General features: G+C 66.7%; 22 protein-coding genes. 11 read left to right on the top strand and 11 right to left on the bottom strand.

Translation table 11 applies throughout. From position 1 onward, the window contains the following. Positions 1-8: 8 nt before the first annotated feature. Positions 9-452 (bottom strand): YciI family protein, encoded by a 444-nt coding sequence (locus tag QNO10_RS06895; protein WP_229948411.1) that lies wholly within the window; start codon positions 450-452, stop codon positions 9-11. 132 nt (positions 453-584) lie between these two features. Beyond that, positions 585-968 carry a VOC family protein gene (locus tag QNO10_RS06900; protein ID WP_229948408.1) on the bottom strand — a complete coding sequence of 128 codons (384 nt, stop codon included), beginning with the start codon at positions 966-968 and terminating at the stop codon, positions 585-587. A gap of 181 nt (positions 969-1,149) precedes the next feature. Here QNO10_RS06900 and QNO10_RS06905 point away from each other — a divergent pair, with 181 nt between their 5' ends. Together QNO10_RS06905 and QNO10_RS06910 are read left to right on the top strand one after the other, a co-directional pair. After that, positions 1,150-2,952 (top strand): AfsR/SARP family transcriptional regulator, encoded by a 1,803-nt coding sequence (locus QNO10_RS06905; protein ID WP_229948407.1) that lies wholly within the window; start codon positions 1,150-1,152, stop codon positions 2,950-2,952. A 59-nt stretch (positions 2,953-3,011) separates the two neighbouring features. Beyond that, positions 3,012-3,842, top strand: coding sequence for a class I SAM-dependent methyltransferase (locus QNO10_RS06910; protein WP_229948406.1), 831 nt, complete (start codon positions 3,012-3,014; stop codon positions 3,840-3,842). A 403-nt stretch (positions 3,843-4,245) separates the two neighbouring features. On the opposite strand, the gene QNO10_RS06915 is transcribed toward QNO10_RS06910, so the two are convergent. After that, entirely contained in the window at positions 4,246-4,575 is a 330-nt protein-coding gene (locus tag QNO10_RS06915) for a hypothetical protein (protein WP_229948404.1), read from the bottom strand. A 1,088-nt stretch (positions 4,576-5,663) separates the two neighbouring features. Between QNO10_RS06915 and QNO10_RS06920 the strand changes: the two genes are divergently transcribed. The 3 genes from QNO10_RS06920 (at position 5,664) to QNO10_RS06930 (ending at position 7,056) form a co-directional block, all read left to right on the top strand. Next, complete coding sequence (locus tag QNO10_RS06920; protein WP_146361938.1) at positions 5,664-5,966, top strand: DUF4193 domain-containing protein; 303 nt, start codon at positions 5,664-5,666, stop codon at positions 5,964-5,966. A gap of 90 nt (positions 5,967-6,056) precedes the next feature. After that, complete coding sequence (locus QNO10_RS06925) at positions 6,057-6,491, top strand: cytidine deaminase family protein (protein WP_229948401.1); 435 nt, start codon at positions 6,057-6,059, stop codon at positions 6,489-6,491. 7 nt (positions 6,492-6,498) lie between these two features. Then, on the top strand, positions 6,499-7,056 hold the full coding sequence (locus tag QNO10_RS06930; RefSeq protein ID WP_229948399.1) for a GNAT family N-acetyltransferase: 558 nt from the start codon (positions 6,499-6,501) through the stop codon (positions 7,054-7,056). Here QNO10_RS06930 and QNO10_RS06935 read toward each other — a convergent pair. After that, positions 7,029-7,607 carry an SOUL family heme-binding protein gene (locus tag QNO10_RS06935; RefSeq protein ID WP_229948397.1) on the bottom strand — a complete coding sequence of 193 codons (579 nt, stop codon included), beginning with the start codon at positions 7,605-7,607 and terminating at the stop codon, positions 7,029-7,031. The two genes, QNO10_RS06930 and QNO10_RS06935, sit on opposite strands and share 28 nt — an antisense overlap. Before the next feature lie 109 nt (positions 7,608-7,716). On the opposite strand from QNO10_RS06935, the gene QNO10_RS06940 reads away from it, so the two are divergent. Further along, positions 7,717-8,301 carry a peptide deformylase gene (locus QNO10_RS06940; protein WP_229948909.1) on the top strand — a complete coding sequence of 195 codons (585 nt, stop codon included), beginning with the start codon at positions 7,717-7,719 and terminating at the stop codon, positions 8,299-8,301. Positions 8,302-8,313: 12 nt separating this feature from the next. Here the strand turns inward: QNO10_RS06940 and QNO10_RS06945 are convergent, their stop codons facing one another. After that, positions 8,314-10,395, bottom strand: coding sequence for a S9 family peptidase (locus tag QNO10_RS06945; protein WP_229948394.1), 2,082 nt, complete (start codon positions 10,393-10,395; stop codon positions 8,314-8,316). A gap of 58 nt (positions 10,396-10,453) precedes the next feature. Between QNO10_RS06945 and QNO10_RS06950 the strand changes: the two genes are divergently transcribed. The 5 genes from QNO10_RS06950 (at position 10,454) to QNO10_RS06970 (ending at position 14,577) form a co-directional block, all read left to right on the top strand. Then, a complete protein-coding gene (locus QNO10_RS06950; protein ID WP_229948391.1) occupies positions 10,454-11,290 on the top strand; it encodes a methyltransferase domain-containing protein in 837 nt (278 codons plus the stop codon). Between the two features lie 173 nt (positions 11,291-11,463). Continuing rightward, positions 11,464-11,946 carry an NfeD family protein gene (locus QNO10_RS06955; RefSeq protein ID WP_231707472.1) on the top strand — a complete coding sequence of 161 codons (483 nt, stop codon included), beginning with the start codon at positions 11,464-11,466 and terminating at the stop codon, positions 11,944-11,946. A 79-nt stretch (positions 11,947-12,025) separates the two neighbouring features. Beyond that, entirely contained in the window at positions 12,026-12,994 is a 969-nt protein-coding gene (locus QNO10_RS06960) for an SPFH domain-containing protein (protein ID WP_229948387.1), read from the top strand. Between the two features lie 192 nt (positions 12,995-13,186). Then, entirely contained in the window at positions 13,187-13,945 is a 759-nt protein-coding gene (locus QNO10_RS06965) for a DUF3626 domain-containing protein (RefSeq protein ID WP_229948385.1), read from the top strand. A 284-nt stretch (positions 13,946-14,229) separates the two neighbouring features. Then, positions 14,230-14,577: an RNA polymerase-binding protein RbpA gene (locus tag QNO10_RS06970; RefSeq protein WP_227921562.1), complete on the top strand. Its 348-nt coding sequence runs from the start codon at positions 14,230-14,232 to the stop codon at positions 14,575-14,577. A 111-nt stretch (positions 14,578-14,688) separates the two neighbouring features. Here QNO10_RS06970 and QNO10_RS06975 read toward each other — a convergent pair whose 3' ends face one another. The 6 genes from QNO10_RS06975 to QNO10_RS07000 all read right to left on the bottom strand — a co-directional run bounded on the left by QNO10_RS06975 (position 14,689) and on the right by QNO10_RS07000 (position 22,041). Further along, positions 14,689-15,417 (bottom strand): polyprenol monophosphomannose synthase, encoded by a 729-nt coding sequence (locus QNO10_RS06975; protein ID WP_229948383.1) that lies wholly within the window; start codon positions 15,415-15,417, stop codon positions 14,689-14,691. A gap of 496 nt (positions 15,418-15,913) precedes the next feature. Further along, on the bottom strand, positions 15,914-17,560 hold the full coding sequence (locus QNO10_RS06980) for an amidohydrolase (RefSeq protein ID WP_229948381.1): 1,647 nt from the start codon (positions 17,558-17,560) through the stop codon (positions 15,914-15,916). Positions 17,561-17,606: 46 nt separating this feature from the next. Continuing rightward, positions 17,607-20,462, bottom strand: a complete 2,856-nt coding sequence (locus QNO10_RS06985; RefSeq protein WP_229948379.1) for a DEAD/DEAH box helicase — start codon at positions 20,460-20,462, stop codon at positions 17,607-17,609. Positions 20,463-20,534: 72 nt separating this feature from the next. Beyond that, positions 20,535-21,320, bottom strand: a complete 786-nt coding sequence (gene tatC, locus QNO10_RS06990) for a twin-arginine translocase subunit TatC (protein ID WP_229948376.1) — start codon at positions 21,318-21,320, stop codon at positions 20,535-20,537. A gap of 47 nt (positions 21,321-21,367) precedes the next feature. Next, positions 21,368-21,673, bottom strand: coding sequence for a Sec-independent protein translocase subunit TatA (gene tatA / locus QNO10_RS06995; protein ID WP_229948374.1), 306 nt, complete (start codon positions 21,671-21,673; stop codon positions 21,368-21,370). A 32-nt stretch (positions 21,674-21,705) separates the two neighbouring features. Then, positions 21,706-22,041, bottom strand: a complete 336-nt coding sequence (locus QNO10_RS07000; protein WP_229948372.1) for a hypothetical protein — start codon at positions 22,039-22,041, stop codon at positions 21,706-21,708. Positions 22,042-22,071 lie beyond the last annotated feature (30 nt).

Genomic DNA, 22,071 nt, shown 5'->3' on the forward strand with positions numbered 1-22,071 from the left:
CCTGTTTTCTACTTGTTTTCCGCGTTCAGCTTCTCTTCTTCCTTCCGCCACAGCTCTTCCTTCTGGATGTATTCGTTGTCCGCAAAGTCGGCGAAATCGGAGGCTTCCGTCACGCGGCGCACTTCCAGCTTTGATCCGGGACCCAGCGGGCAGCGGCGGGCCCACTCGGCGGCTTCCTCGCGGGAGCCCACCTGCACGATCCAGAACCCGTTGAAAAGCTCATGGGTTTCCCCGTAGGGCCCGTCGGTGATCAGCGGCGGATCCTCGGCAAAATCCACCACGAATCCGCTGCCCTCGGAGATATCCGCCAGGCCTTCACCGCCCAGCATCACGCCGGCGTTGATCATGGATTCGTTGTAGGCGCCCATCTGGTTGATGATCTGCTCGAAGGGGATGTCCTTGGAGGCTTTCACTGCCTCGTCGGTGGCCCGCATGGTGAACATGTACTTCATGGCACTCTCCTTGCTGTCTGATTCCTGGAAGGTGCTGCTGCGCCTCCTACTATGACGTCGAGCGGGCAGGATGAATATCGACAGCGCGCAAAAAATCTTTTCCTCCTGCCGTGCCTGAGGGCCCGGGCGGAACTATTGCGCGAGCTCCCAGATATGGCCGTCCGGGTCCTGGAAGCTGGCGGTACGGGGACCCCACGGCCGGTCCATCGGCCCGTTAAGCAGCCGCACCCCGCGCCGGACAAGGTTCTCGCACAGGGCGTCGACGTCCCGGACCGGAACGGTCAGCTGGAAGCGGCAACCGGCTCCGGCGCCGCCCACTTCAGCGGGAGCGATCAACTCGGGCGCAGCCGTCGTCACCAGAAGGTTGACGAGGACGTCGCCGAACTTAAAAACCACCGAGTCCTCGTCTTCGAAGATCACTGGAAGGCCAAGGATGTCCTGGTAGAAATACTTCGCGGCGGCAGTATCCTCGACGAACATCGTGACGGCGGCGATGCCTGTGGCCCATGGCTGCATGCGAAACTCCTCTGTCTGGCTGCGATGCTCCATGCGGCACGGTAACTTCACCGGGGACCGGCACGCAACGGGCAGCGGAGGCCCGTTGGTTCCCGAAGTTCCCTGTGCGGACGACGGCGTTGTCCGCACCCGATTGCGCCCCGCGTTCCGGGCCGGGAGGCGGGGTTCTACAGTGTGGTGCATGGCCGTGATTCAGGTGCGCCTCCTGGGGCAGCCGTCAATCGAGTGCCCGGCCGGTGACGGGAGGCAGCCCCGTGGTCGGAAGGGCTGGGGGCTGCTCACTTACCTGCTGCTGCACCGCACTCCCACACCGCGCGGCCAGCTCGCCGCGATGCTGTTCCCCGATGCCGGGGATCCACTCGGGGCCCTGCGCTGGCACCTGTCGGACCTGCGCCGCGTGCTGGGCCCCGGCTCGGTGCTGCAGGGCGATCCGCTGATTCTGCGGCTGCCGCCGTCATCGTCCTGCGACGCCGACACCGCCACACCCTGGTCAGCGGACACCCCGTCCGCCGAACTGCTCGAGCGGCTGGAGTTCGCTGACTGTCCCGGTTTCGATACCTGGCTGACCGTGGAACGCCACCGGCTGCGGCACTTCGTCGAAACAGCGGCCTACGAAAGGGGCTTGGCTGCCCTCGCCGACGGCAATACCGGAAGTGCCGTGAAGTTCGCCGCGCAGGCCGTCAGCCTGGACCTGCTCAACGGGGACTTCCACGCACTGCTTGTCCGCGCCCTCCTGGCCGGCGGGGACCGCAGCGGAGCCCGGGAGCAAGCCGCCCGGTGCACCCGCCTTTTTGCCGAACAACTTGGTCTGGGCATGCCCGCTGAAGTCCAGCAGGCACTGGCCGCCCCGGATGTCAGGATCAGCGCCCTGCCAGCCACCGGCGTCGCGGTCAGGTCCTACCTGGAAGCGGCCGCGTCCTGTCTCGCCGCCGGTGCCACCGCATCCGCACTGGCGCACCTGCGGGTGGCCGGCGGCCTGGCCGAACGGACCGGGGACCGCCAGCTGCAGGCCGAGGCGCTTCTGGCCCTCGCCGGCGCCCTGATCCACGGTGCCGGCGGCCGCGGCGCCGAGGTCGCCGACCTCCTGCACCGCGTGGTGTCACTCTCCGGGCCGGACGGCAGCCCTGCCGTGCAGGCGGCCGCGTACCGGGAACTGGGATTCCTCGCCGTGCAGCGCGGCTTTCCGGCGAGCGCGCTTCGCTGGCTGGACCGGGCGTTGGCGACGGCGGCGGGACTGGCGGACGAAACGGCCAGGGTATTGGGCGTCCGCGGCATGCTCGCCACCGATACCGCTGACTATCCCGCAGCCGCCGATGCGCTGGGCAGATCGGCGGGATTGAGCACCGGCATCCACCGGCAGGAGGTGTTTGCGCATGCCATGCTGGGCCGGCTGTACCTGCTCACGGGGCAGCACCGCACCGCCGCTGAGGAACTCGACGCATCCCTGGTGCTCCTGGCACGTGAGCACTGGGCCGCGTTCCGGCCGCTGGTGGAAGCCCTGCGAAGCGAGGCATACCTGCTTTCCGGTGCTTCTTCGGAGGCGGAGGAGATGGCCGACCAGGCGGTCGCGCTGGCCGAGGCGATCGGGGACCGCTGTTATCTGGACGCGGCGTTCCAAGCCAAGGCCCGGGTCCTGCTCGCTGCCGGCGAGCGGGCTGCCGCGGGAGAATGGATCCGCCGCGGGCTCCGCCCCGATCCTTGGTACCGCTGGTTCCGGGGACGGAACCTGGACCTTGCCTGCACTGTGGCGCTGCATTCGAATCCGCCGCTGGCACTCGGGTACGCACGGGAACTAAGTGAATTGTCCTGCCGCTACGGCCACGATGAACTCACTGTCCGGGCCTATTCTTTCCGGGCGGCGCTGGGGGACTCGGCCGTGGAAACGGCTATTCCGCTAATGGCCGCCCGGATCACCAATCCCCGGCTGCGGGCCGATCTGGCCGACCTTGCACACGGCACCGCACACGCCGGGGTCGAACACTGAGAGGGTCAGAGAGCACAGGGGCGGGATGTAAGCCCCGCAAACACAAGGACGTGAGGATCATGACGGAAACGCAAACCAGTCCCGACCGGGAACTGAAGGCGAGGCTCCGGGCGGTGTGGGCGCTTGGGAACTACACAGCCGTAGCCACCGAGATCATTCCCGGCCTGGGGCCGGTGCTGGTGGAGGCCTGCGCCATTACGGACCGGGATGAAGTCCTGGACGTCGCGGCAGGTACGGGCAACGCAGCAATTCCGGCTGCGGAGACCGGCGCCAACGTGACTGCCTCGGACCTGACACCGGAACTCCTGGAATCAGGGAAACGGATAGCGCGGTCCCGGGGAGCGCACCTGAGCTGGGTGATGGCCGACGCCGAATCGCTTCCGTTCGCGGACGGCTCCTTCGACGCGGTCATCTCCTGCGTAGGAGTGATGTTCGCCCCGCACCATGGGCAGGCGGCGTCGGAAATGGCGCGTGTGTGCCGGCCGGGCGGACGGATCGGGCTGATCAACTGGACCCCGGAAGGTTTCATCGGGCGCATGTTCGCTACCATGAAGCCGTACGCGCCGCCTCCGCCTCCCGGAGCGCAGCCACCGCCATTGTGGGGAAACCCCGAGCATGTGGAGTCGCTCCTGGCGGGCAAGGTGCAGAATTTCACAGCCGCACGCCGGACCCTGCGTGTTGACCGGTTCGAGACGCCGGCGGATTTCCTGGGCTTCTTCAAAACGAATTACGGTCCCACTATTGCGGTGTACAAATCGCTTGGGGACAGCCCGGACCGCGCTGCTGCACTGGATGCGGAGCTGCTGGACCTGGTGAGCCGTTTCAGTTCCGTCGCCGGCACTACGGCCATGGACTGGGAGTATCTGCTGCTCACCGCGCGTCGCGCTTAGGGGAGTGGGATGGGGGAGTGGCCCTGGGTCCGCGCCGATCAGGAAGCCCGCCGCGCACAGCTCCCACTGCCTGCGGCGCATGTGACTGGAGGGTTCACGTCTTACCCATACGTCACAGACCTTGGGATACTGACGGAACCAGTAGCGCCTTGTGTACAGCTGATGTTGCCTACGGGCGATCCAGCCAGCATCAGCTGTACACAAGCGGCACGGACCGGCGCCCGTCGTGAAGCAGGGATGCTGCCGGAGAGGCGGCTCAGGGAATTCGGTCACCACCCGGGACCACAGCCACCAGCACCGCACCGCACCGGACCGGAGGAAATCCTGCCGGGGAACCCGGGGTTAGGGGAGTGGCTCCGGGGGAGCGGTGCCAGGGGAGCGGATCGCCCAGCCCGCGCAGTTCCTAGGCGCCAGGTCCGCTGATCGACACCTCGCCGGTGTTCAGAGTCTGCTTGAGGCAGTCTGCGATGCGCTGTGCATCTTCCGCCGTTGCCGATACAACCAGCCTGATTCCCAGATGCGACGACGGGAAGTCGGCGGACTGCAGTGATTCTTCGATGCTTGGATCATCAAGGCACTGGCTGTATGGGCCGCTGCGGGGACCCGTAACCCCGAGATTCCAGCGGTCGCTTTGTGGGGTCTTTGGTTCGGAAGCAGCACCGCCGGCGCCGCAGCCCACCATGGACAGCACGACGGCACCCGCGATAACCGGGGCTAAGGTCCAAAGCCGCATGATTCCTCCTGGCTTCGCGCGGTGCTGGCGATGGCAGCGACCCTACACGAGACCACGGCTGGCCTCCGTGTGCCGGTCCGGCCGGTTCAGCTTTCTGGCGCCAATGTGTGGGCCCGTGGGCGATCTACTGTACAGATAACGGCCTTATAACCGCCGCATAAGCCCGTTATCTGCACACTAGATGACCGGTTGGTCCGGATAAGCCCGTTATCTGCACACTGAACACCGGCCGCACGGAAGCAGTCACCAGAGGCTGCACCCGGGCGTCCGTCGCGCACAGGCTCCCGCAGTCTGATGGCATTCTGTTTGGAGGAGTCCCATCCGACTCAGGTGGCAAAGAACTTGGAAGCCCGGTCAGGCCGGCCCCGGGGGACCTCCTCCTGAACGCTAGTTGACATAATGTGGATTATCGGCGTTTACGTTGGGGTCCCGAAAGGAGCCAAACCGCCATATATGCCCGTGAACGTCTATGTGCCCGAAACTGACGCTAATCCCCCGGTTTTGAGCGCTTTTGAGTGCATTTTGGTGCTGCGGTGGTGTCCGGCCGGCCGCTGGAGCTTTTGAACAGTTGGACGGCACGATGCGGCATCCGGCTGCACCTGCGGCCTGATGGCCTGGAATGCGTAACCTGGTTCAGCAATTCCGGTCCTCCGCAGACCATCCGGACCGCACAGCGATGAGTTGACATAACGTCCTCCGGACAGCCGGACGGCTTCTGGTGCGGGTTGACATAACCGCCTGCCAACACTTCCCCGCAGCTGAAACCGTTGAAGGTGGTCCACCTTTTTCCGTCCGGCCGCACACCATGCTGCCGCCTGAATCCGGTTGACATAACGCCTCCCACCAGCCGCAGGGACGGGTTGCATGGTTGACATAACCTAGCTGCCGGGCACTGTCCTGCCGCGGAGCCGAACCGTGCACTGAGGCTACCCCGGCGGGAATACCAAAACCCGACGGGATGTTGGTCACTTTCGAGGCGAATTAAGCAATCCGGGGTCCGCCACACCTGTACGGTTTGGTGCAGCGACTTACGTTGCCCTATATGATCTACGCTTCACCCCCCACAATCAGGAGATAAGCACAAGAAAATGGCTACCGATTACGATGCCCCGCGCGTCAAGGAAGAAGACCAGCCGACAGACTCCCTGGAGGGTCTGAAAGCTCAGCAGCGCGGCGGAGCGATGACAGCTGTCATCGATGTCGAAGAGTCAGATGCCATCGACGGGTTTGACCTTCCGGGAGCTGACCTTTCCGGCGAGGAACTCCTCATCAAGGTAGTTCCCCCGCAGGCTGACGAGTTCACCTGCATGTCCTGCTTCCTGGTCCGCCACCGTTCGCAGATTGCCCGCGAAAAGAACGGCGAGGCCTACTGCGTGGACTGCGAAGGCTAGGCTCTCTCCCAAGCCGCACAGCCGGGTACCGCCAGACGGCGGCCCGGCTGTTTGTCTTTTAACGCAGCATCTTCCCCATAGACTCTGCGCATGCCCACTTCCCTTCCCTCATCGGCCCTGCCCCTCACTCCGGCGGACCTGGCTCTCGTGGACCTGGCGCGGCGGACCATCGACGCCGCCACCGACGCCGGGCCCGGCGAAGACGGTATTCACACCATGGGTGCGGCAGTCCGCACGGCCGACGGCCGCATGCACGGCGGCGTGAACCTCTATCACTTCACGGGCGGTCCCTGCGCCGAACTTGTCGCCCTGGGTGCGGCACGGGCGGCGGGAGCTGGCGATCCCACCTGCATCGTCGCCGTCGGCAACCATGGCCGCGGCGTTCAGAGCCCGTGCGGCCGGGACCGGCAGGTCCTGGCCGATTACTACCCCGGGATCCGCGTGATTGTGCCGACGCCGGACGGTCCGGTCAGCATACCGGCGGCAGACCTGCTGCCGCTGGGATTCGTCCCGCCGGCGGGATAACTGCGCCATGCCCACCTCTCCCCTGCTTCGGCCCTGGACAATGGCCGACGCTCCCGCCCTTCGGGCGGCCTTTGCCGCCGACCCATCGCTGGAGTACCAGTTCGGCGCCCGGTTCGACGACGTCGGCCAGGCCGAGGCGTATCTGGTGGCGCATCCTGCCGTGTCCCCGCAGCGGCGAAGCTTCGCGGTTGACGTGGACGGCACGGCAGTGGGCAGTATCGACGTCAGCGCCATTGACCCCCGGCACCAGACCGCCTGGGTGTCCTACTGGGTGGCGCCCTCCGCCCGTGGCCGTTCGCTTGCCGCGCGGGGTGTTGCGGCAGCAGCACAGTGGGCCTTCGGCGACGGCGGCCTTTTCCGCCTGGAGCTGGGACATCGGACCAATAACCCGGCGTCGTGCCGGACGGCGCTGCAGGCCGGGTTCAGGCGTGAGGGTGTTGAACGGGCGAAGCTGCAGTACGGCGGAAGGCGTTTTGACGTGGAGACCCATGCCCGGCTGGCCACCGACCCCGTTCCCGCCGCCGCTCCCCTGCTGTTTCAGTCCCCCGGGCCTTCAACGTCCTGAAGAACTTCGTTGCGGCGCAGGAACCAGGGCCGGAACGGCGGATCGAAGCGCGCAAACCGCGGGCTGCCCAGGACCGTGAACCCCTCGGCAGTCACCGCCGACTGCAGGGCCGCGAGGTGGCCCTGCACATTAGACTCGCTCCAACGCCCCGTAAACGCCGCCGCGGCGGCGGCCTGCCCGGGCACCGGAACAATACTGACGGCTGGATCCTCCGGAACGGGTGCGGTCGAAGCGGTCAGATCCGCGGGCAGCACGAAGGCCACGCAGAATGCGCCCGGTATCGGGCTGGGTTCCATCAGGACCGGTGCGGTCATGGCCAGGCCCGGACCTGCCCGTTGGGCGGAAGCCGGCCAGCCGCTCGACTCCTGACCGTACGACGCCGGGAACGAGCTTCGTCCGCTGAGATAGGCGTACAGGTACCGGAAACCGGCGTTCCCGGCGCCCTGGAACCCTGAGTTCACGGTGACCTGGGCAAGCAGATGCGCCGGATAATGGCGCAGCTCAAAACCGGGAAACCGCCCCAGGACCGTGTACTGCTGCTGCTGGACCATGGTGGAGCCGACGTTACGCCGCCCCGCGGCACCGGAACACAGTAAGGGCCACTAGGATAAAGCGGTGCCCACAGATTCCACCACCCTGCTTCGCGACCTGGTCCTGCCGATGCTCGAGCAGGAACTCGTGCCGATAGTCCAACTGGGGCACCCGGCCCTCCGCCGCGCTGCACTGCCATTCGACGGCGAACTCGATGCCGTTGAACTGGAGGCCCTCGTCGCGCTTATGCGCCGGGTCATGCACGCCGCACCCGGAGTCGGCCTGGCGGCACCGCAGCTGGGTATTCCCCTGCAGATCGCCGTGCTGGAGGACACCTACGACGTCGGAACCGAGGCTGCAGCGGTGCGCGAGCGGGTGCCCCTCCCCTTCTTTACGATCATCAACCCCCGCTACGAGGCCGACGGCGATGAGACGGCTGAGTTCTACGAGGGTTGCCTCTCCTTCGAGGGCTACCAGGGCGTAGTCCGCCGCCCGCGGTCAGTCGTGTTGGACTACACCGACGCGCAGTCCCGGCAGCACATGGAATGCTTCAGCGGCTGGCAGGCCCGGATAGTCCAGCATGAAACGGACCACCTCTACGGCACGGTGTACGTGGACCGTATGCTTCCCCGCTCGCTGTGCAGCAATGCCGAGTACACCCGCCGTTGGGCCTCGCCGGACATCGACGAGGCCCGGCGCGTACTCGGGTTCTAGCGGCCCGGCTGCTTAGATCCGGGCGGGTTCCCGGCCCGCATCCAGTTCCGGTTCCGGTTCGACGGCCTGTTCCGGGGCCGGATTCTGCGGTGTCGGCAGCCAGCGGGCCCACCAGGCCAGCAGGTGCTCAAACCGCTGCCTCCGGTGCCAGGGCGTTCCGCTGCGTGAGAGTTCGTGGTTCTCGCCCGGGAAAAGCAGGAGGTCTGTGGGTACCGAGCGCAGTTTCAGGGCAGTGTAGTACCGCTGGGCCTGTTCCACCGGGCACCGCAGGTCCTGTTCGGAATGGACCACAAGGGTGGGGGTCCGCACCGCATCGACGCAGGCCATCGGACTCTGCGCGGCGACGCCGGCAGGATCGGTCCCCGTATACCCGGCGCTGAAGAACCAGCCGATGTCTGCCGAACCCACAAAGGACAACGGGTCCAGGAACCCGCGTTCCACCACGGCCGCGGTGAACCGGTGGTCGTGGGCAATGGTCCAGGCCGTCAGGTAACCGCCGTAGGAGCCGCCCATGATGCCCAGCCGGTCCCGGTCGAGTTCGGGATGGGCGGCCAGCGCGCCGTCCACGAAGGCCAGCACATCGGCGAGGTCATGGGTGCCCATGGCCTCCTTGATGCTCCGGCCGTGTGCCTGTCCGTAGCCCGCCGATCCGCGCGGATTGCACATCAGCACGGCGTAGCCGGCGTTCGTGTAAACCTGCGTCTCGTCGAAATACCCCCAGCCGTATTGGGCAAAAGGACCGCCGTGGATGTTCACCAGCACCGGGTGCGGTCCCGGCCCCTCCGGCAGGGCGAGCCAGCCGTGCACCGGATAGCCGTCACGGGAGGGATGGGTTTCCTCCACCGGGACCGCCACTGAGGTCTTTTGCCGCAGCGCGTCGGAGAAATCGGTAACCGGACGTATTCCGCCGCCACGTTCGACGTCGACGATGGCCAGGTCGCCGGCGGTGTGGGGGTCGGTATAGGTGACCACCACCGTGCCGCCTGCCGAGCCCGCGGACTCCACGACCCGGGGGCCGGAAACCAGCACCTCCACTCCACCGCGGGGATCGGCTGCGAGGAGTTCGCCCGTCCCGCGGGTGCGGTTGAACACCAGCGCCTCAGCAGCGTTATGGGGCACGATGGTGCCTTCGGCCAGGTCCACCGTCTCCGGATCGGTAAGCCGGCGGACCGCTGCCGGGTCCGCCGTCGGCGCCACGTAGAGCGCGGTATTCCGGGCCACGAAATCCGTACCCGTGGCGGAGACCTCCTGACCCAGATAGAAGAGCCAGTGGCCGTTGGCGCTTTCCACCGGGTCGGAAACCGACAGCGGGTTTGCGGGGTCGTGCGTGGTGAGCCGGCGCAGCCCGGTCCCGTCCGGGCGGATACTGAAGACGTCCGACACCAGGGAGGCATCTGCGTCCGGCGAGGCAGTGAACAGGATCGTCCCGCCGTCCGCGGAAAACACCGGCTGAACGTGGTCGACTCCATCGGAGGTCAGCTGTACGGCTTCGGGTACGCCGGATGCAGTCCGGGCGTCACCGTCCGTGGACTTTGCCCGCCCGCGGGGAGCAATGTACGGCTCGGCATCGAGGTCCGGCAGGGCCAGATGGAAGATGTGCAGCGGTTTGTCCGCGGTGTAGCCCACCCCGTTCATCCGGTACTTGAACGTGGTGATAAGCCGGGGATCCTCACCGTCCGGCCCCACGCCGTCCGTGGTCCCGTAGCGGCCTTCCTCCGGCACCCGGGCGGAAAACACCACGCTGGAGCCATCGGGTGAAAAACTGAACCAGGACACCACCAGCTTCGCGTCGGTCAGCCGCACGGGCTCGCCGCTGCCGGCGCCCAGAACGTATAACTGCGCCGCCTCCCCCGGCGCCGCCCGCAGGAAGCCCAGGCACGAACCGTCGGCACTGTACTTCGGGGAGGTGTCGCGGAAACCGCGGGTCAGGCGGCGCGGCCTGCTCCCCTGTGTCAGCGGCACCCGCCACAGCTGGCCGGTGTAGGCATCGGCCCCGAAGTCCGGACGGGTCACCGAGACCACGCAGTGCAGGGCATCAGGGTGCACCGCCGGGGCGGACAGGGAATTCAGGAGAGGCAGGTCACATGGTTTCACGCTCCGAAGCCTAATGTCCGCGGCGGCCACCGCCAACTGCCGCCTTTAGGATGGAAACATGTCCTCCCTGCCACCGCTGGTATGTCCCGTATGTGGCAGCAGCCTCGAACCAGACGACCTTTTCCGGACACTCAGCTGCCCGGATGGACACCGCTACGATGCGGCCAAGCAGGGGTACTTCAACCTCCTCACGGGTGGCGGGACCAAATTCCAGGCCGATACCGCCGCCATGGTCCAGGCGCGTGCGGATTTCCTGGCGGCCGGGCATTACCTGCCGATGGCCGCCGAGCTGGGACGGATGGTCTCCGATGCCGCTCCGGAGGCCGGCGTCGTCCTGGATGCCGGTGCGGGGACCGGCTATTACCTCGGGGAGGTCCTGCGGACGCTGCCGGAGGCGTCCGCGGTGGCGCTGGATATTTCCAAGTACGCCCTGCGCCGGGCCGCCCGCGCACTGCCTCGAAGCTACGCGCTGGTGTGGGATGTCTGGCGCCGGCTTCCGCTGCCGGATGCCTCCGTGGATGTGATCCTGAATGTCTTCGCGCCGCGCAACCCGGCCGAGTTCCGCCGGGTCCTGGTCCCCGGCGGGCTCCTCGCCGTAGTGACCCCGCAACCAGGACACCTGCAGGAAATCCGCGGCAAAGCGGCCATGCTTGGGATCCCCGCCGAGAAGGAGGAGCGCGTTACCGCGTCCCTGGGCGCCGGTTTCACTCCCCTGCATACCAGCCACTGCACCTACACCATGCAGCTGGCGCGCACCGATGTCCGCAACGCGGTACTGATGGGTCCCTCTGCCCGGCATCTGGCACCTGCCGCCCTTGAAGAGACCATCTCCACGCTGCCGGATCCCCAAGCGGTCACCGCCTCCTTTTCCCTCCAGACATTCCGGGCGGGCTGACCCGCGCAGACTGACCCGGACGGCGGAAACGTTATCCATCCGTCTCCGGGATCCCTAGGTCTGTGGTGCGGACTCGGGCAGAATGAACTAAACGCGCGGCACCGCCGGTTGCACACGCCGGCTGTGGACGCCCGCTGTTTAGTCCGGGGAGGCTCCGGGGTAAGGGGAAACCGATGCAGGAAATCTACGAATGGCTGCTCAGCTACGGCTGGGCCCTCTGGCTGGTGCTTTTTCTGGGCTTCGCCGCGGTGGAAGCCCTCACCCTGGACCTGTTCTTCGCGATGCTTTCCGTCGGCGCACTCGCGGCCATGCTGACGTCCTTCTTCGCCGCACCGTTGTTCCTGCAGGTGGTGGTGTTTGCCGTGGTAGCCGTGCTGATGATCGGCGCGGTCCGGCCTTTCGCCCTCAGGCACCTTCAGCACAGCACGAAGGATCAGCTGTCCAACATTGACCGGATCGTGGGCGCTCCTGCACTGACCCTCGAATCCGTGACTGCTTCATCCGGCACCGTAAAGATCGGCGGGGATACCTGGAGCGCCCGCAGTGCCGACGGGTCCCTGCTGCCGCCCGGCGTCGCGGTGAACGTGGAACGCATCGACGGCGCCACCGCCGTCGTCGTCCCGGCAGCGGACACCGGAACGGCAGCCACGCACTGAACCTTCCCCGCACAGCACCGCCGCTGTCGGAGGACCAACCGCGGGATCCGCCCGGATGCCGCTGAACCCAAGGGGGAACATGGGTACCGGAACAACCGTCCTCATAGTAGTTCTAGCCGTCCTGGTGGTCTTTGTCCTGGTCATCCTGGTCAAGGCCGTAAAGATCGTCCCGCAGGCGCGGGCGGGGGTGGTGGAACGCCTCGGGAAGTACCAGCGCACCCTGAATCCCGGCCTGACCATCCTGATTCCGTTCGTGGACCGGATGCTGCCGCTTCTGGACCTGCGTGAACAGGTCGTGTCCTTCCCACCGCAGCAGGTCATCACCGAGGACTCACTGGTGGTCTCCATCGACACCGTTGTCTACTTCCAGGTGACGGACGCACGGGCAGCCACCTATGAGATCGCCAATTACATCCAGGGCGTCGAACAGTTGACCATCACCACGCTGCGGAACGTGGTGGGCGGACTGAACCTTGAAGAGGCGCTGACCTCACGTGACCGGATCAACGGACAGCTGCGCGGCGTCCTCGACGAGGCGACCGGGCGCTGGGGCATCCGGGTCTCCCGCGTGGAGCTGAAGACCATTGCGCCGCCGCTGACCATCCAGGATTCGATGGAAAAGCAGATGCGGGCGGAACGTGAGCGCCGGGCCACCGTGCTGACGGCAGAGGGCAGCAAGCAGTCACAGATCCTTACCGCTGAAGGGCGCCGGCAGGCCGCCATCCTGGCCGCCGAGGGCGACGCGAAAGCGGCGATCCTGCGGGCCGACGGTGAGGCCCAGGCCATCGCCAAGGTCTTTGGTGCGATCCATAAAGGCAACCCGGACCAGAAGCTCCTGGCCTACCAGTACCTGCAGACCCTGCCCAAGCTGGCGGAGGGCACCTCGAACAAGGTGTGGATCATCCCCAGTGAACTGGGCGAGGCGCTCAAGGGCGTCGGCAGCGCCCTGGGGGATTTTGTCCCCGACGCAAAGCCGTCCTCCAACGGCAGTACGCCGGCACCGGCCACCGGTGCGGCCGTGGATCCGGAGACCTCCCGTCCGGCGTAAGCCGCGCGAAAAGGACTGGTCCTGCGCAGGAACTGCGGCGCGGCCTGTAGGGTGTGCGCCATGGAACCGGCAGCGCACCCGGCGCACCTAACGGAGCAGGGCCTGACAGGGCAGGACCTCTGGCGGCGGGCCGTTGAACATGTCACAAGGCAGTCTGCCGGCCCACCCCTTGACCGGAGCCTGGATATCACCGTGCATTTCCATCCCGACGCGCCAGTGAAGGGCAGGCCGCTGCTGGAGCATTTGGTGCTGGACGGGGCCTACCGCTCGCAGTTCGAGACCGGTACAGGTAACGGCGGCCTGACGGCGTGGGCGGGCGGTGACCGGTGGCGCTGGGAGCAGCGGATGTTCGGCGGGGTGTACGACGGCGCGGGGCCGGGGCAGCGTCCGAAGTACGGTTCGCTGAACTATAGGCGCAGAGACGTGGGCGGTTCGGTCCGCTTCGGGTCGTCCCACTTCCGACTGAAGCGCTCAGAGTACCCAAGGGTCACGTTTTGCTATCCGGACAGCAGCACCGAGCCGGAGCACTTCGGCACGGCAGACGCAATGCCCCTTGTGGACATGGCGCTGGAGCACGCGCCGCGCAGCGGCCTGGATGTCCTCGACGACCATGTGGAAGCCCATATCCACGGACCCTTGAGCATCAGTCGCCACGTTGAGGCCTTGGTCCTCGACCCGTCATACCGGGGCACGGACGTGGAAGCGGCAGCCGAGACCCTGCCCTGTCCGGTGCGGTGGCACCAGGGCTTCCGGCTCAGCGTGGATGAGCTGGAGCGGCACGCGGACTACCGGGGTGGGGCGGTCGTTTCCGCGGGACGGACCATCGCGCAGGACGGTTGGTTGGATCCCCGGGTCATCGGGGAATCCGTCCGGGCACGGACCCACGACCGGCAGACGCTCAAGCAGGTGTGGCACTGTGTGGCACGGTTCGGTTATGACTGGAACAGCTGACCGGGCGGATCTAAGGGGCAACCAGGGACGGCCCCCGGGCCAGCCGAGGCCGTGTTAGCCGATTCCATGCCGGTGCCGGTATAATTGGCTGTTTGCCGGGCAACAGCCGCGGCACCGAACGGTACCGCCGCCGGGAACAGCTGCACCGCCGTTGGCGTTGTACTGATTGTCACGGGCAGTGAGGTTCCGGCCGGTCCCCCGCCCCTTGGGTGGAAGGCCGGGCACGGCACCGGCATAACAGAGGGATCCGCCAGCGGATCCAGCGGATTGAAGAGGGAGAACAGATGAGCGATCGTAGCCTGCGGGGTATGCGCCTCGGCGCACAGAGCATGGAGACGGAATCCGGCGTTGAGCCGGCTCCCCGCCAGCGGGTGGAATACCGCTGTGAGGACGGCGAGCGTGTTTTCGTAACTTTCGCTGCCGAAGCGGATGTACCCCCGGTCTGGATTTCCAAGACCGGCAAGGAAGCCCTTCTGGTCGACGGCGAGAAGCCTGACACCAGCAACGACAAGCCGGTGCGTACGCACTGGGACATGCTGCTGGAACGACGCAGCATCGAGGAACTCGAGACGATCCTGCAGGACCGCCTCACGATCCTGCGCGAACGCCGCGGAGAGCGCACCAGCGCCTAGCCTGCCGCAGCGCCTGTAGGGGTACAGGCGGACAGTAGTGCGGAAAATGTAAAAGCGGGGCGGCTGCCAGTTGGCAGCCGCCCCGCTTTTTGGCTTTAAGCCTGTTGGGTGTCAGTCCCGTCCGGTGAGTTTCCGCCACCGTGCAGACAGTCCCCAGCGGGTGACGTTGGCCATCGCCTCAACGACGATGTTGCCGCTCATCTTGGAATCGCCAAGCTCGCGTTCGACAAAGGTAATCGGTACTTCGGTGATCTTCAGGCCGAGCCGTGCCACGCGGAACGTCATGTCCACCTGGAAGCCGTAGCCCACGGATTCGACGGCGCCGAGATCCAGCTGTTCCAGCGTGTTCCGGCGGAAGGCACGGTACCCTGCCGTGATGTCGCGCACCGGGATGCCCAGCATGAAACGGGAATACGTACTTCCGGCCCGGGACAGCAGCTTGCGGCGGAGCGGCCAGTTGACCACGGATCCACCCGAGACCCAGCGGGAACCGATCACCAGGTCCGCACCGGCCTTCGACGCTTCCAGCAGGCGGGGCAGTTCTTCCGGGCGGTGGGAGCCGTCAGCGTCCATTTCCACAAGGACGTCGTAGCCGCGCTCCAGGCCCCAGCGGAAGCCGGCGATGTACGCGGCTCCAAGACCTTCCTTACCCTTGCGGTGCAGCACGTGGACCTGGGGGTCCGCCGCGGCGATTTCGTCGGCGTAGGCTCCGGTGCCGTCCGGGCTGTTATCGTCCGCGATCAGTACATCCGAATCGGGAACTGCGTTCCGCAGCCGCTTCAGGGTTATGGGGAGCGACTCGATCTCGTTGTAAGTGGGGATGATGGTCAGGACACGCACTCGGTAAGCCTTTCAGCGGACGCACGCCGCGGTGTTCGCGGCCGGGACGGGGTTCCTCCCCCGGCAGACTATCCAGTATATGGGAGTCCGCGGCTCCGCCGGTCAGGGCGCTATAGTCCCAGCACGCACAACCGGGCGGGTCCTGCCGTCTTCGGGCCAGTTCCGGCAGGCTGCCGGACCTGTTTTCTACTGACGGTTGAGCCCACCCGGTTGTGATGATGCTGGACCCGGTCACCCGGTTCCCGAGGCGCATTCGCCCCGGTGCGGGGGAACAGGCCATGGCAGTACGGTGCCGGAAAGGCTGCGCCCGGAGCACTGATGTGGACGAAGTCCAGATCAGTGCCGGGTCAGCCCCCAAGACCGGTCCCGACTGCAGTGCTCATAGCCTACGTGCTGGTCGGCCGCTGTCAATAAGCCGCCTGACTAGGACGTTTCCATGTCCGTGCAGGTCAGAGGCGGTGCCGGCCGGCGTCGGAGGGCGCAGGTAATTTCCCGTTCAGGCCAGATCCGCGGCACGGTAAAGCTCGCGGCCGTTGTGGACGGTCTGCAGGCACCGCGGTTCGTCGCCGTTGTCCAGCGCCGGCAGCAGCGGCGTGCCGGCCCGCGGGTCCGTGCTCCACGCCGAAACGTTGGCGTCGGGCGTCTGGACCATCAGTTCCTGTACTTCCCACAAGGCGAAGGAGGCCGGTGCTCCGGCGGCCAGCTGGCCGCGCATGAAATTGCTCTCCCCCGCCGCACGCCAGCCGGCGCGGGTGTGTCCAATGAAGGCCGCACGCGCCGAGACGCGCTCTTTCGGATTGGAATGGGAGACCGCGGCGCGCACCCCGGACCAGGGATCCAGCGGCAGTACAGGGGTGTCGGAGCCCAAAGCCACGGGTACGCCGGCGGACAGCAGCGAAGCCATCCGGTTCATGCTCCGGCTCCGGTCGCCGAGGCGCTGTTCGTACAGCCCGCCGGGGTGGCCCCAGGCGGCATCGAAGCCTGGCTGGAGGCTGACCGTGACGCCGAAACGCAGCAGTTCAGCGATGGCGGCATCATCCGTCAGCTCGGCATGTTCCAGCCGGTGGTGGGCTGCCCGGACGGCCGCCTCCCCCACGGCATCGGCAGCCAGCCGCAGACCGGCAACCGCGGTGTCCATGCCCGCGTCGCCGATCACGTGGAAACCGCCCTGCAGCCCCGCCTTCGTCATCAGTTCCAGGTGCCGGCCAACCTGCTCCGGGGTGAGGTACATGGTGCCGCAGCTGTCGGACCGGTCGGCGTACGGTTCGCGCAGTGCTGCCGTCCGGGCGCCCAAGGACCCGTCGATGTTCAGGTCGCCGGCCAGGCCCAGCAGCCGGCCCTCGAAGTACTCCACGAGCCCGGCAACTTCGGCTTCGGTCTCCACCAGCTGGCCCCAGTAGGGCAGGATCTGGGGCAGCGGGTCCCCGCTCAACGCTCCGTCCAGGCCCAGCAGCCGGCGCAGATCCTCGGGCGGGGCAATATGCGGTGCGGCCATTTCCGTCACGGCCACGACCCCGCGGGACGCTGCATGCTTCAGGGCAGCCAGCTGGAACACGCCGCGCTGGTCCAGGCCGGCGTCGCGGGCCACGGTGCGGGCCGCGTCATGGGCGGCACGGACGACAAAACCGTCATCCCAGCCGTCGTAGTCCTGCAGGCCCAGTTCGGCCGCCAGACTGCCCGACACGGCCGCGCAGTGCACATCCGACCGGGACAGGTACACCGCCCGGTTGCCGGAGGCTGCGTCCAGTTCGGCGGCGGTGGGCGCGCGGCGTTCCGGCCAGCGTGATTCGTCCCAGTTGGAGCCCAGGATCAGGCCCGTGGTCCCGGCGGCATGGTGTGCCACCTTGTCCAGCAGATCGGCCAGGGAGGTGCACCCGCTCAGGTCCAGGGTAGACAGGGACATGCCCAGCTCGGTGGTGTGGACGTGGGAGTCCACGAAACCCGGGGCAACGAGGGCGCCCCGTAGATCCACCACGTCCATCCTGCTGTCCTGGATGGACGTGGCCGCCTGTTCCGAACCCACCCAGGCGATCGTGTCGCCGTCGACCAGCATGGCGGTGGCAAAAGGGTCTCCGGCGCTGTAAACCGAGCCGTTGCGGTAGAGCGTCAGCGTGCGCGCGCTCGGAAGGGGACTGCCGTTCAAGGACTCACCTGTTTTCTGTAGGACGTGTGGGGTGGGCGGCGGCTGGTCAGTCGCCGACGTTGGAATAGGCGACGACGCCGCGCCGGACCAGGCCGATGGCGTCCAGGAAGCGGCGCCGCATTCCGGCCGGCAGATCCGGGACCTTGGCCAGCTGGTCCAGCAGATCGATAACCTGCTTGGCCCAGCGGACAAAGTCCCCGGCGGCCAGCTCAGTGCCGTTCAGGGCCACCTGCAGGTGCTTGCCCTTGACCCACTTGTACATGGGCCAGACCAGGCCGAGTTCCGGCTCGGTGGTCTGGGGCAGCCGGGATGCCTCTTCAAGGTCCGTCAATTCGGACCACTGGCGGATCACGGTGTCCACAGCGGATTCCAGGGAGACGCTGGGCATCTTCGGCCGCAGGCCGCGCTCTTCACGTTTTGCCTGGTAGACCAGTGCGCTGGCCAGGCAGGCCAGCTCGGCGGCGTCGAGCTCCGCAAAGGCACCGTGTTCCAGCGACAGGGCCACGAGCAGGTCCTTTTCGCCGTAGATCCGCCGCAGCTTCTGTCCGGCGGGCGTCACGGTGTCGATGCCGGTCTCGTCCGGGGCCACGTAGCCGTATCGGGTGAGCACATCGCAGACCCGGTCGAAGGTCTTGGCGATGGTGTTGGTGCGGCCCCGGATCTGGCCCACGAGGTTGTCGGTTTCCCGGCGCAGCTTCCACCAGCGCTCGGCCCAGCGGGCATGGTCTTCCCGTTCGCTGCAGCCGTGGCAGGGGTGGGCACGCATCTTCCGGCGCAGTTCCGCTATGGCCTTCTCCTGCCGCTCCGTGCCGGCGGTGTGCATGGCACTGGCGCGGGCGGCAGCGGGGCGCGGCGGCCGGTGGTCGTGCAGGGCGTTGCGCAGGGACGAGGCGAGGTCCCGACGGTCCTTGGGTGAGCGGGCATTGAAGGATTTCGGGATGCGGATGTGCGAGACCGGTTCGAGGGCATCGTCGAGGTCGGCAGCACTGATGCGCCGGATCTGCTTGTCCTCCGTCAGGATCGAGGGCCGCACCTCGCGGGCGGACGCATCTACGTCCAACACGACGGCGTGGCCGGAGTTCCGGCCGCCGGGAAGGAACACGATGTCACCGGGGCGCAGGTTCTCCAGCGACGCGGCTGCGGAACTGCGGCGGTTCCGGGCCTTCGTTTTGGATGCCGTGTTTTCGAGGTCCGAGAGCTGCCGGCGCAGTGCCGCGTACTCGTTGAAGTCCCCCAAGTGGCAGGTCATGGCCTTTTCGTAACCGGCCAGTGATTCCTCTCGGGAACGCACCTGCTTGGCCAGGCCAACGACGGACCGGTCGGCCTGGAACTGGGCGAAGGAGGATTCGAGGATCTCCCGGGCGCGCTCCCTGCCGAACTGGGCAATCAGGTTGATGCTCATGTTGTAGGTGGGCCGGAAGCTGGAGTTCAGCGGGTAGGTGCGCCTTGAGGCCAGGCCCGCCACGGCTGCCGGGTCGGTGCCGGGCTGCCACAGCACGACGGCGTGGCCCTCAACGTCGATCCCCCGGCGTCCGGCACGTCCGGTCAACTGGGTGTATTCGCCCGCGGTGATGTCCACATGCGCTTCCCCGTTAAACTTGTCCAGCTTCTCCAGCACGACCGAACGGGCCGGCATGTTGATGCCCAGGGCCAGGGTTTCGGTGGCGAAGACGGCGCGGACCAATCCGGCGGCGAAGAGGCGTTCGACCACTTCCTTGAAGGTGGGCAGCATGCCGGCGTGGTGGGCGGCGAAACCACGCACCAGGCCTTCGCGCCAGGTCCAGAAGCCCAGCACCTCGAGGTCTTCCTCGGGGATGTCCTGGGTGGCTTCGTCCACAATGCGGGCGATTTCCCGGCGCTCGTCTTCGTCCGTCAGCCACAGCCCGGATTCGACGCACTGGCGGACAGCCCCCTCGCAGCCGTTCCGGGAAAAGATGAACGTAATGGCGGGCAGCAGTCCGTTGCGGTCCAGCTGCGCGATGACCTGCGGGCGGGAGGCCCGCTGGATGCGCGTGATCGGCGGGCCGCCGTGTCCGGAGCCGCCGGGGCGCCCGCCGCGGGAGGAATCCCGCCGGCCGCCGCGGGAGGAGCCGCGCGGACCGCCCCAGTGGCTGCGCTGGGTAACACGGGACTCGGCGCGTGCCAGTTCCATCAGCTCGGGGTTGACCCGGTAGCGCTCCTTGATGCCCGGCTGTTCATCCGCGGCCTCGTCGAAGGACACATCGGATTCGAACAGGTCAAAGATCTCGCGTCCCACCATGACGTGCTGCCACAGCGGCACGGGCCGGTGCTCGGAGACAATCACGTCGGTGTCGCCGCGGACAGTGTCCAGCCACGCGCCGAATTCCTCCGCGTTGGACACCGTGGCACTGAGCGACACCACCAGCACGTCGGAAGGAAGGTGGATGATGACTTCCTCCCACACTGCCCCGCGGAACCGGTCCGCCAGGTAATGCACCTCATCCATGACCACGTAGCCAAGGTCCATGAGGGTGTCCGAGTTGGAGTACAGCATGTTCCGCAGCACTTCGGTGGTCATAACGACGACTTCGGCGTCCGGATTAATGCTGGTGTCGCCGGTCAGCAGGCCGACCCGGTCGCTGCCGTAGGCTGCGGCGAGCTCAGTGTATTTCTGGTTGCTCAGTGCCTTGATGGGAGTGGTGTAGAACGCCTTCAGCCCCTGCTGCAGGGCGAGGTACACGGCAAACTCCCCCACCACCGTCTTGCCGGCTCCCGTGGGGGCGGCGACGAGGACGCCGCGGCCGGCTTCGAGGGACCGGCAGGCGTCGGACTGGAACGCGTCCAGCTCGAAGCCCAGCGACTGCTCGAAGACACCCAGCCGGGTCCTGGCATGTTCGGAACGTTGTTTCGCGGCAAGGTACCGCTCCGAAGGAGAAGTCATAAACCCAGCCTATGCGCTGTGCCCGCGGCCGATTGCCACAATCATCGGTGGGCGAACGGCCCCCGGCCGGCCCTACAGCTTGTTGATGGGGGTCGCCTTGTCGGCGTCGGCCTCCACGGCGGCTTCGCGCGCAGCCTGTTTCCGGACGCGGCGCCGGTCATTGATCAGGCAGATGCCCACCGCCAGGGCGAACAGCGCCAGGAGCGGTGCAGCCAGGTAGAACATGCTCAGGGCGTCGGCACCGGGAGCCGCCATGGCTGCGAAAAGGCAGATGAGGAATACCGTAATACGCCAGTACTTGATGATGGTCCGGCCGGCCAGGAGCCCGGCCAGGTTCAGTCCCACCAGGAAGACCGGAATCAGGAAGGCAATGCCGAAGGCGAGCATCAGCCGCAGCACAAACGCCAGGTAGACCGAGGCGGTGATGACGTTAGAGCCGCCTTCGGGGGTGAACTCGGTGAGGACGCGGACCGCGTTGGGCAGGATCAGCCAGGCCAGGTACACGCCGCCGATGAACAGCGGTACGGCGGCCGCCAGGAAGCCCAGGGCGGCACGGCGTTCCCTGCGCTTCAGTCCCGGGGTGATGAACGCCCACGCCTGGTAGAGCCACACCGGGCTGGAGACCAGCAGGCCGACGAAGACCGACACCTGGACCATTTGGTCGAACGGGGTGGCCACACCTTCAAAGTTGATGGTGGTGAACCGGCCGTCGCTGTTGCCGGCATCCAGCAGTGGCTGGGTCAGCGCTTCAAATACGGGCAGGTACAGGAAGAATCCGCCAACGGTGCCCAACAGGACAGCGATGGCGGATTTGAAGAGCCGGTTGCGGAATTCCCGCAGATGCTCTTTAAGGGCCATCCGCCCTTCTGGGTTGGATTTGCGCCCTTTGCTCAGCGCCACGGCTGCTAGCGGCTGGTTGGCGGGTTACCCGCAGAGTCCGGGGATGCGCCCGGAGTGCCGGACGGCGGGGTCTGCCCGGGGAAGAACGTCTGCTCGGAGGCCTTCGGATGCGCTCCGGGAGGAACCACCCGGCCCTCCATCGGATCGGTCGAAGCCGGGTCCTTGTCGTCGTCCTTCATCTGGCGCACTTCGGACTTGAAGATGCGAAGGGACTGCCCCAGGCTCCTTGCCAGTCCCGGAAGCTTCGGGGCGCCGAAGAGCAGGAGAGCCAGTACGACAATAACGATGATTTGCCAGCCTTCAAGCCTCATGGCGGTGTCCTTTCGTTGGAGAATATTCTATGTCAGAGTTCCGGGAAATCCCGCCATGCCCGCGGCTGGCCCTTGGCTATACGCCGCTCGACGCGGCGGCGTCGCCTGGCCTCGATGCGGGCGGCCTTGCCGGCGTCGTACGCCTTCCGCGCCTGGGCCGGTTCAGTGAAGATGCCCGCGGGTTCCTCGTCGACGACGGTGGACGGAACGGTGTCCGGTGCCTTCAAGGTCAGCTTCGCGGAAGCAGCTTCGAATTCACGGAGGATGCCAAGAAACCGCCGGAACAACCGGTAGCCGATGAGGGCATAGAAGCCTGCGGCGCCTGCCACAAGGGCAAACCAAATCAGTATCCAGGACCACCAAGGCATACCCCCAGCATAGTGGAGACGGCTGTACGA

Origin of the sequence: Arthrobacter sp. zg-Y919 (assembly GCF_030142045.1) — a bacterium.
Lineage (GTDB): Bacteria > Actinomycetota > Actinomycetes > Actinomycetales > Micrococcaceae > Arthrobacter_B.

Bases quoted from the DNA above. Each gene is read 5' to 3' on its own strand.
- tatC (WP_229948376.1), bottom strand. From the start codon at position 21,320: ATGGCCCTTAAAGAGCATCTGCGGGAATTCCGCAACCGGCTCTTCAAA.
- QNO10_RS06930 (WP_229948399.1), top strand. From the start codon at position 6,499: ATGCCCACCTCTCCCCTGCTTCGGCCCTGGACAATGGCCGACGCTCCC.
- QNO10_RS06915 (WP_229948404.1), bottom strand. From the start codon at position 4,575: ATGCGGCTTTGGACCTTAGCCCCGGTTATCGCGGGTGCCGTCGTGCTG.
- QNO10_RS06940 (WP_229948909.1), top strand. From the start codon at position 7,717: ATGCTCGAGCAGGAACTCGTGCCGATAGTCCAACTGGGGCACCCGGCC.
- QNO10_RS06920 (WP_146361938.1), top strand. From the start codon at position 5,664: ATGGCTACCGATTACGATGCCCCGCGCGTCAAGGAAGAAGACCAGCCG.
- QNO10_RS06955 (WP_231707472.1), top strand. From the start codon at position 11,464: ATGCAGGAAATCTACGAATGGCTGCTCAGCTACGGCTGGGCCCTCTGG.
- QNO10_RS06900 (WP_229948408.1), bottom strand. From the start codon at position 968: ATGCAGCCATGGGCCACAGGCATCGCCGCCGTCACGATGTTCGTCGAG.
- QNO10_RS06985 (WP_229948379.1), bottom strand. From the start codon at position 20,462: ATGACTTCTCCTTCGGAGCGGTACCTTGCCGCGAAACAACGTTCCGAA.
- QNO10_RS07000 (WP_229948372.1), bottom strand. From the start codon at position 22,041: ATGCCTTGGTGGTCCTGGATACTGATTTGGTTTGCCCTTGTGGCAGGC.
- tatA (WP_229948374.1), bottom strand. From the start codon at position 21,673: ATGAGGCTTGAAGGCTGGCAAATCATCGTTATTGTCGTACTGGCTCTC.
- QNO10_RS06905 (WP_229948407.1), top strand. From the start codon at position 1,150: ATGGCCGTGATTCAGGTGCGCCTCCTGGGGCAGCCGTCAATCGAGTGC.
- QNO10_RS06960 (WP_229948387.1), top strand. From the start codon at position 12,026: ATGGGTACCGGAACAACCGTCCTCATAGTAGTTCTAGCCGTCCTGGTG.
- QNO10_RS06950 (WP_229948391.1), top strand. From the start codon at position 10,454: ATGTCCTCCCTGCCACCGCTGGTATGTCCCGTATGTGGCAGCAGCCTC.
- QNO10_RS06910 (WP_229948406.1), top strand. From the start codon at position 3,012: ATGACGGAAACGCAAACCAGTCCCGACCGGGAACTGAAGGCGAGGCTC.
- QNO10_RS06895 (WP_229948411.1), bottom strand. From the start codon at position 452: ATGAAGTACATGTTCACCATGCGGGCCACCGACGAGGCAGTGAAAGCC.
- QNO10_RS06925 (WP_229948401.1), top strand. From the start codon at position 6,057: ATGCCCACTTCCCTTCCCTCATCGGCCCTGCCCCTCACTCCGGCGGAC.
- QNO10_RS06970 (WP_227921562.1), top strand. From the start codon at position 14,230: ATGAGCGATCGTAGCCTGCGGGGTATGCGCCTCGGCGCACAGAGCATG.
- QNO10_RS06935 (WP_229948397.1), bottom strand. From the start codon at position 7,607: ATGGTCCAGCAGCAGCAGTACACGGTCCTGGGGCGGTTTCCCGGTTTT.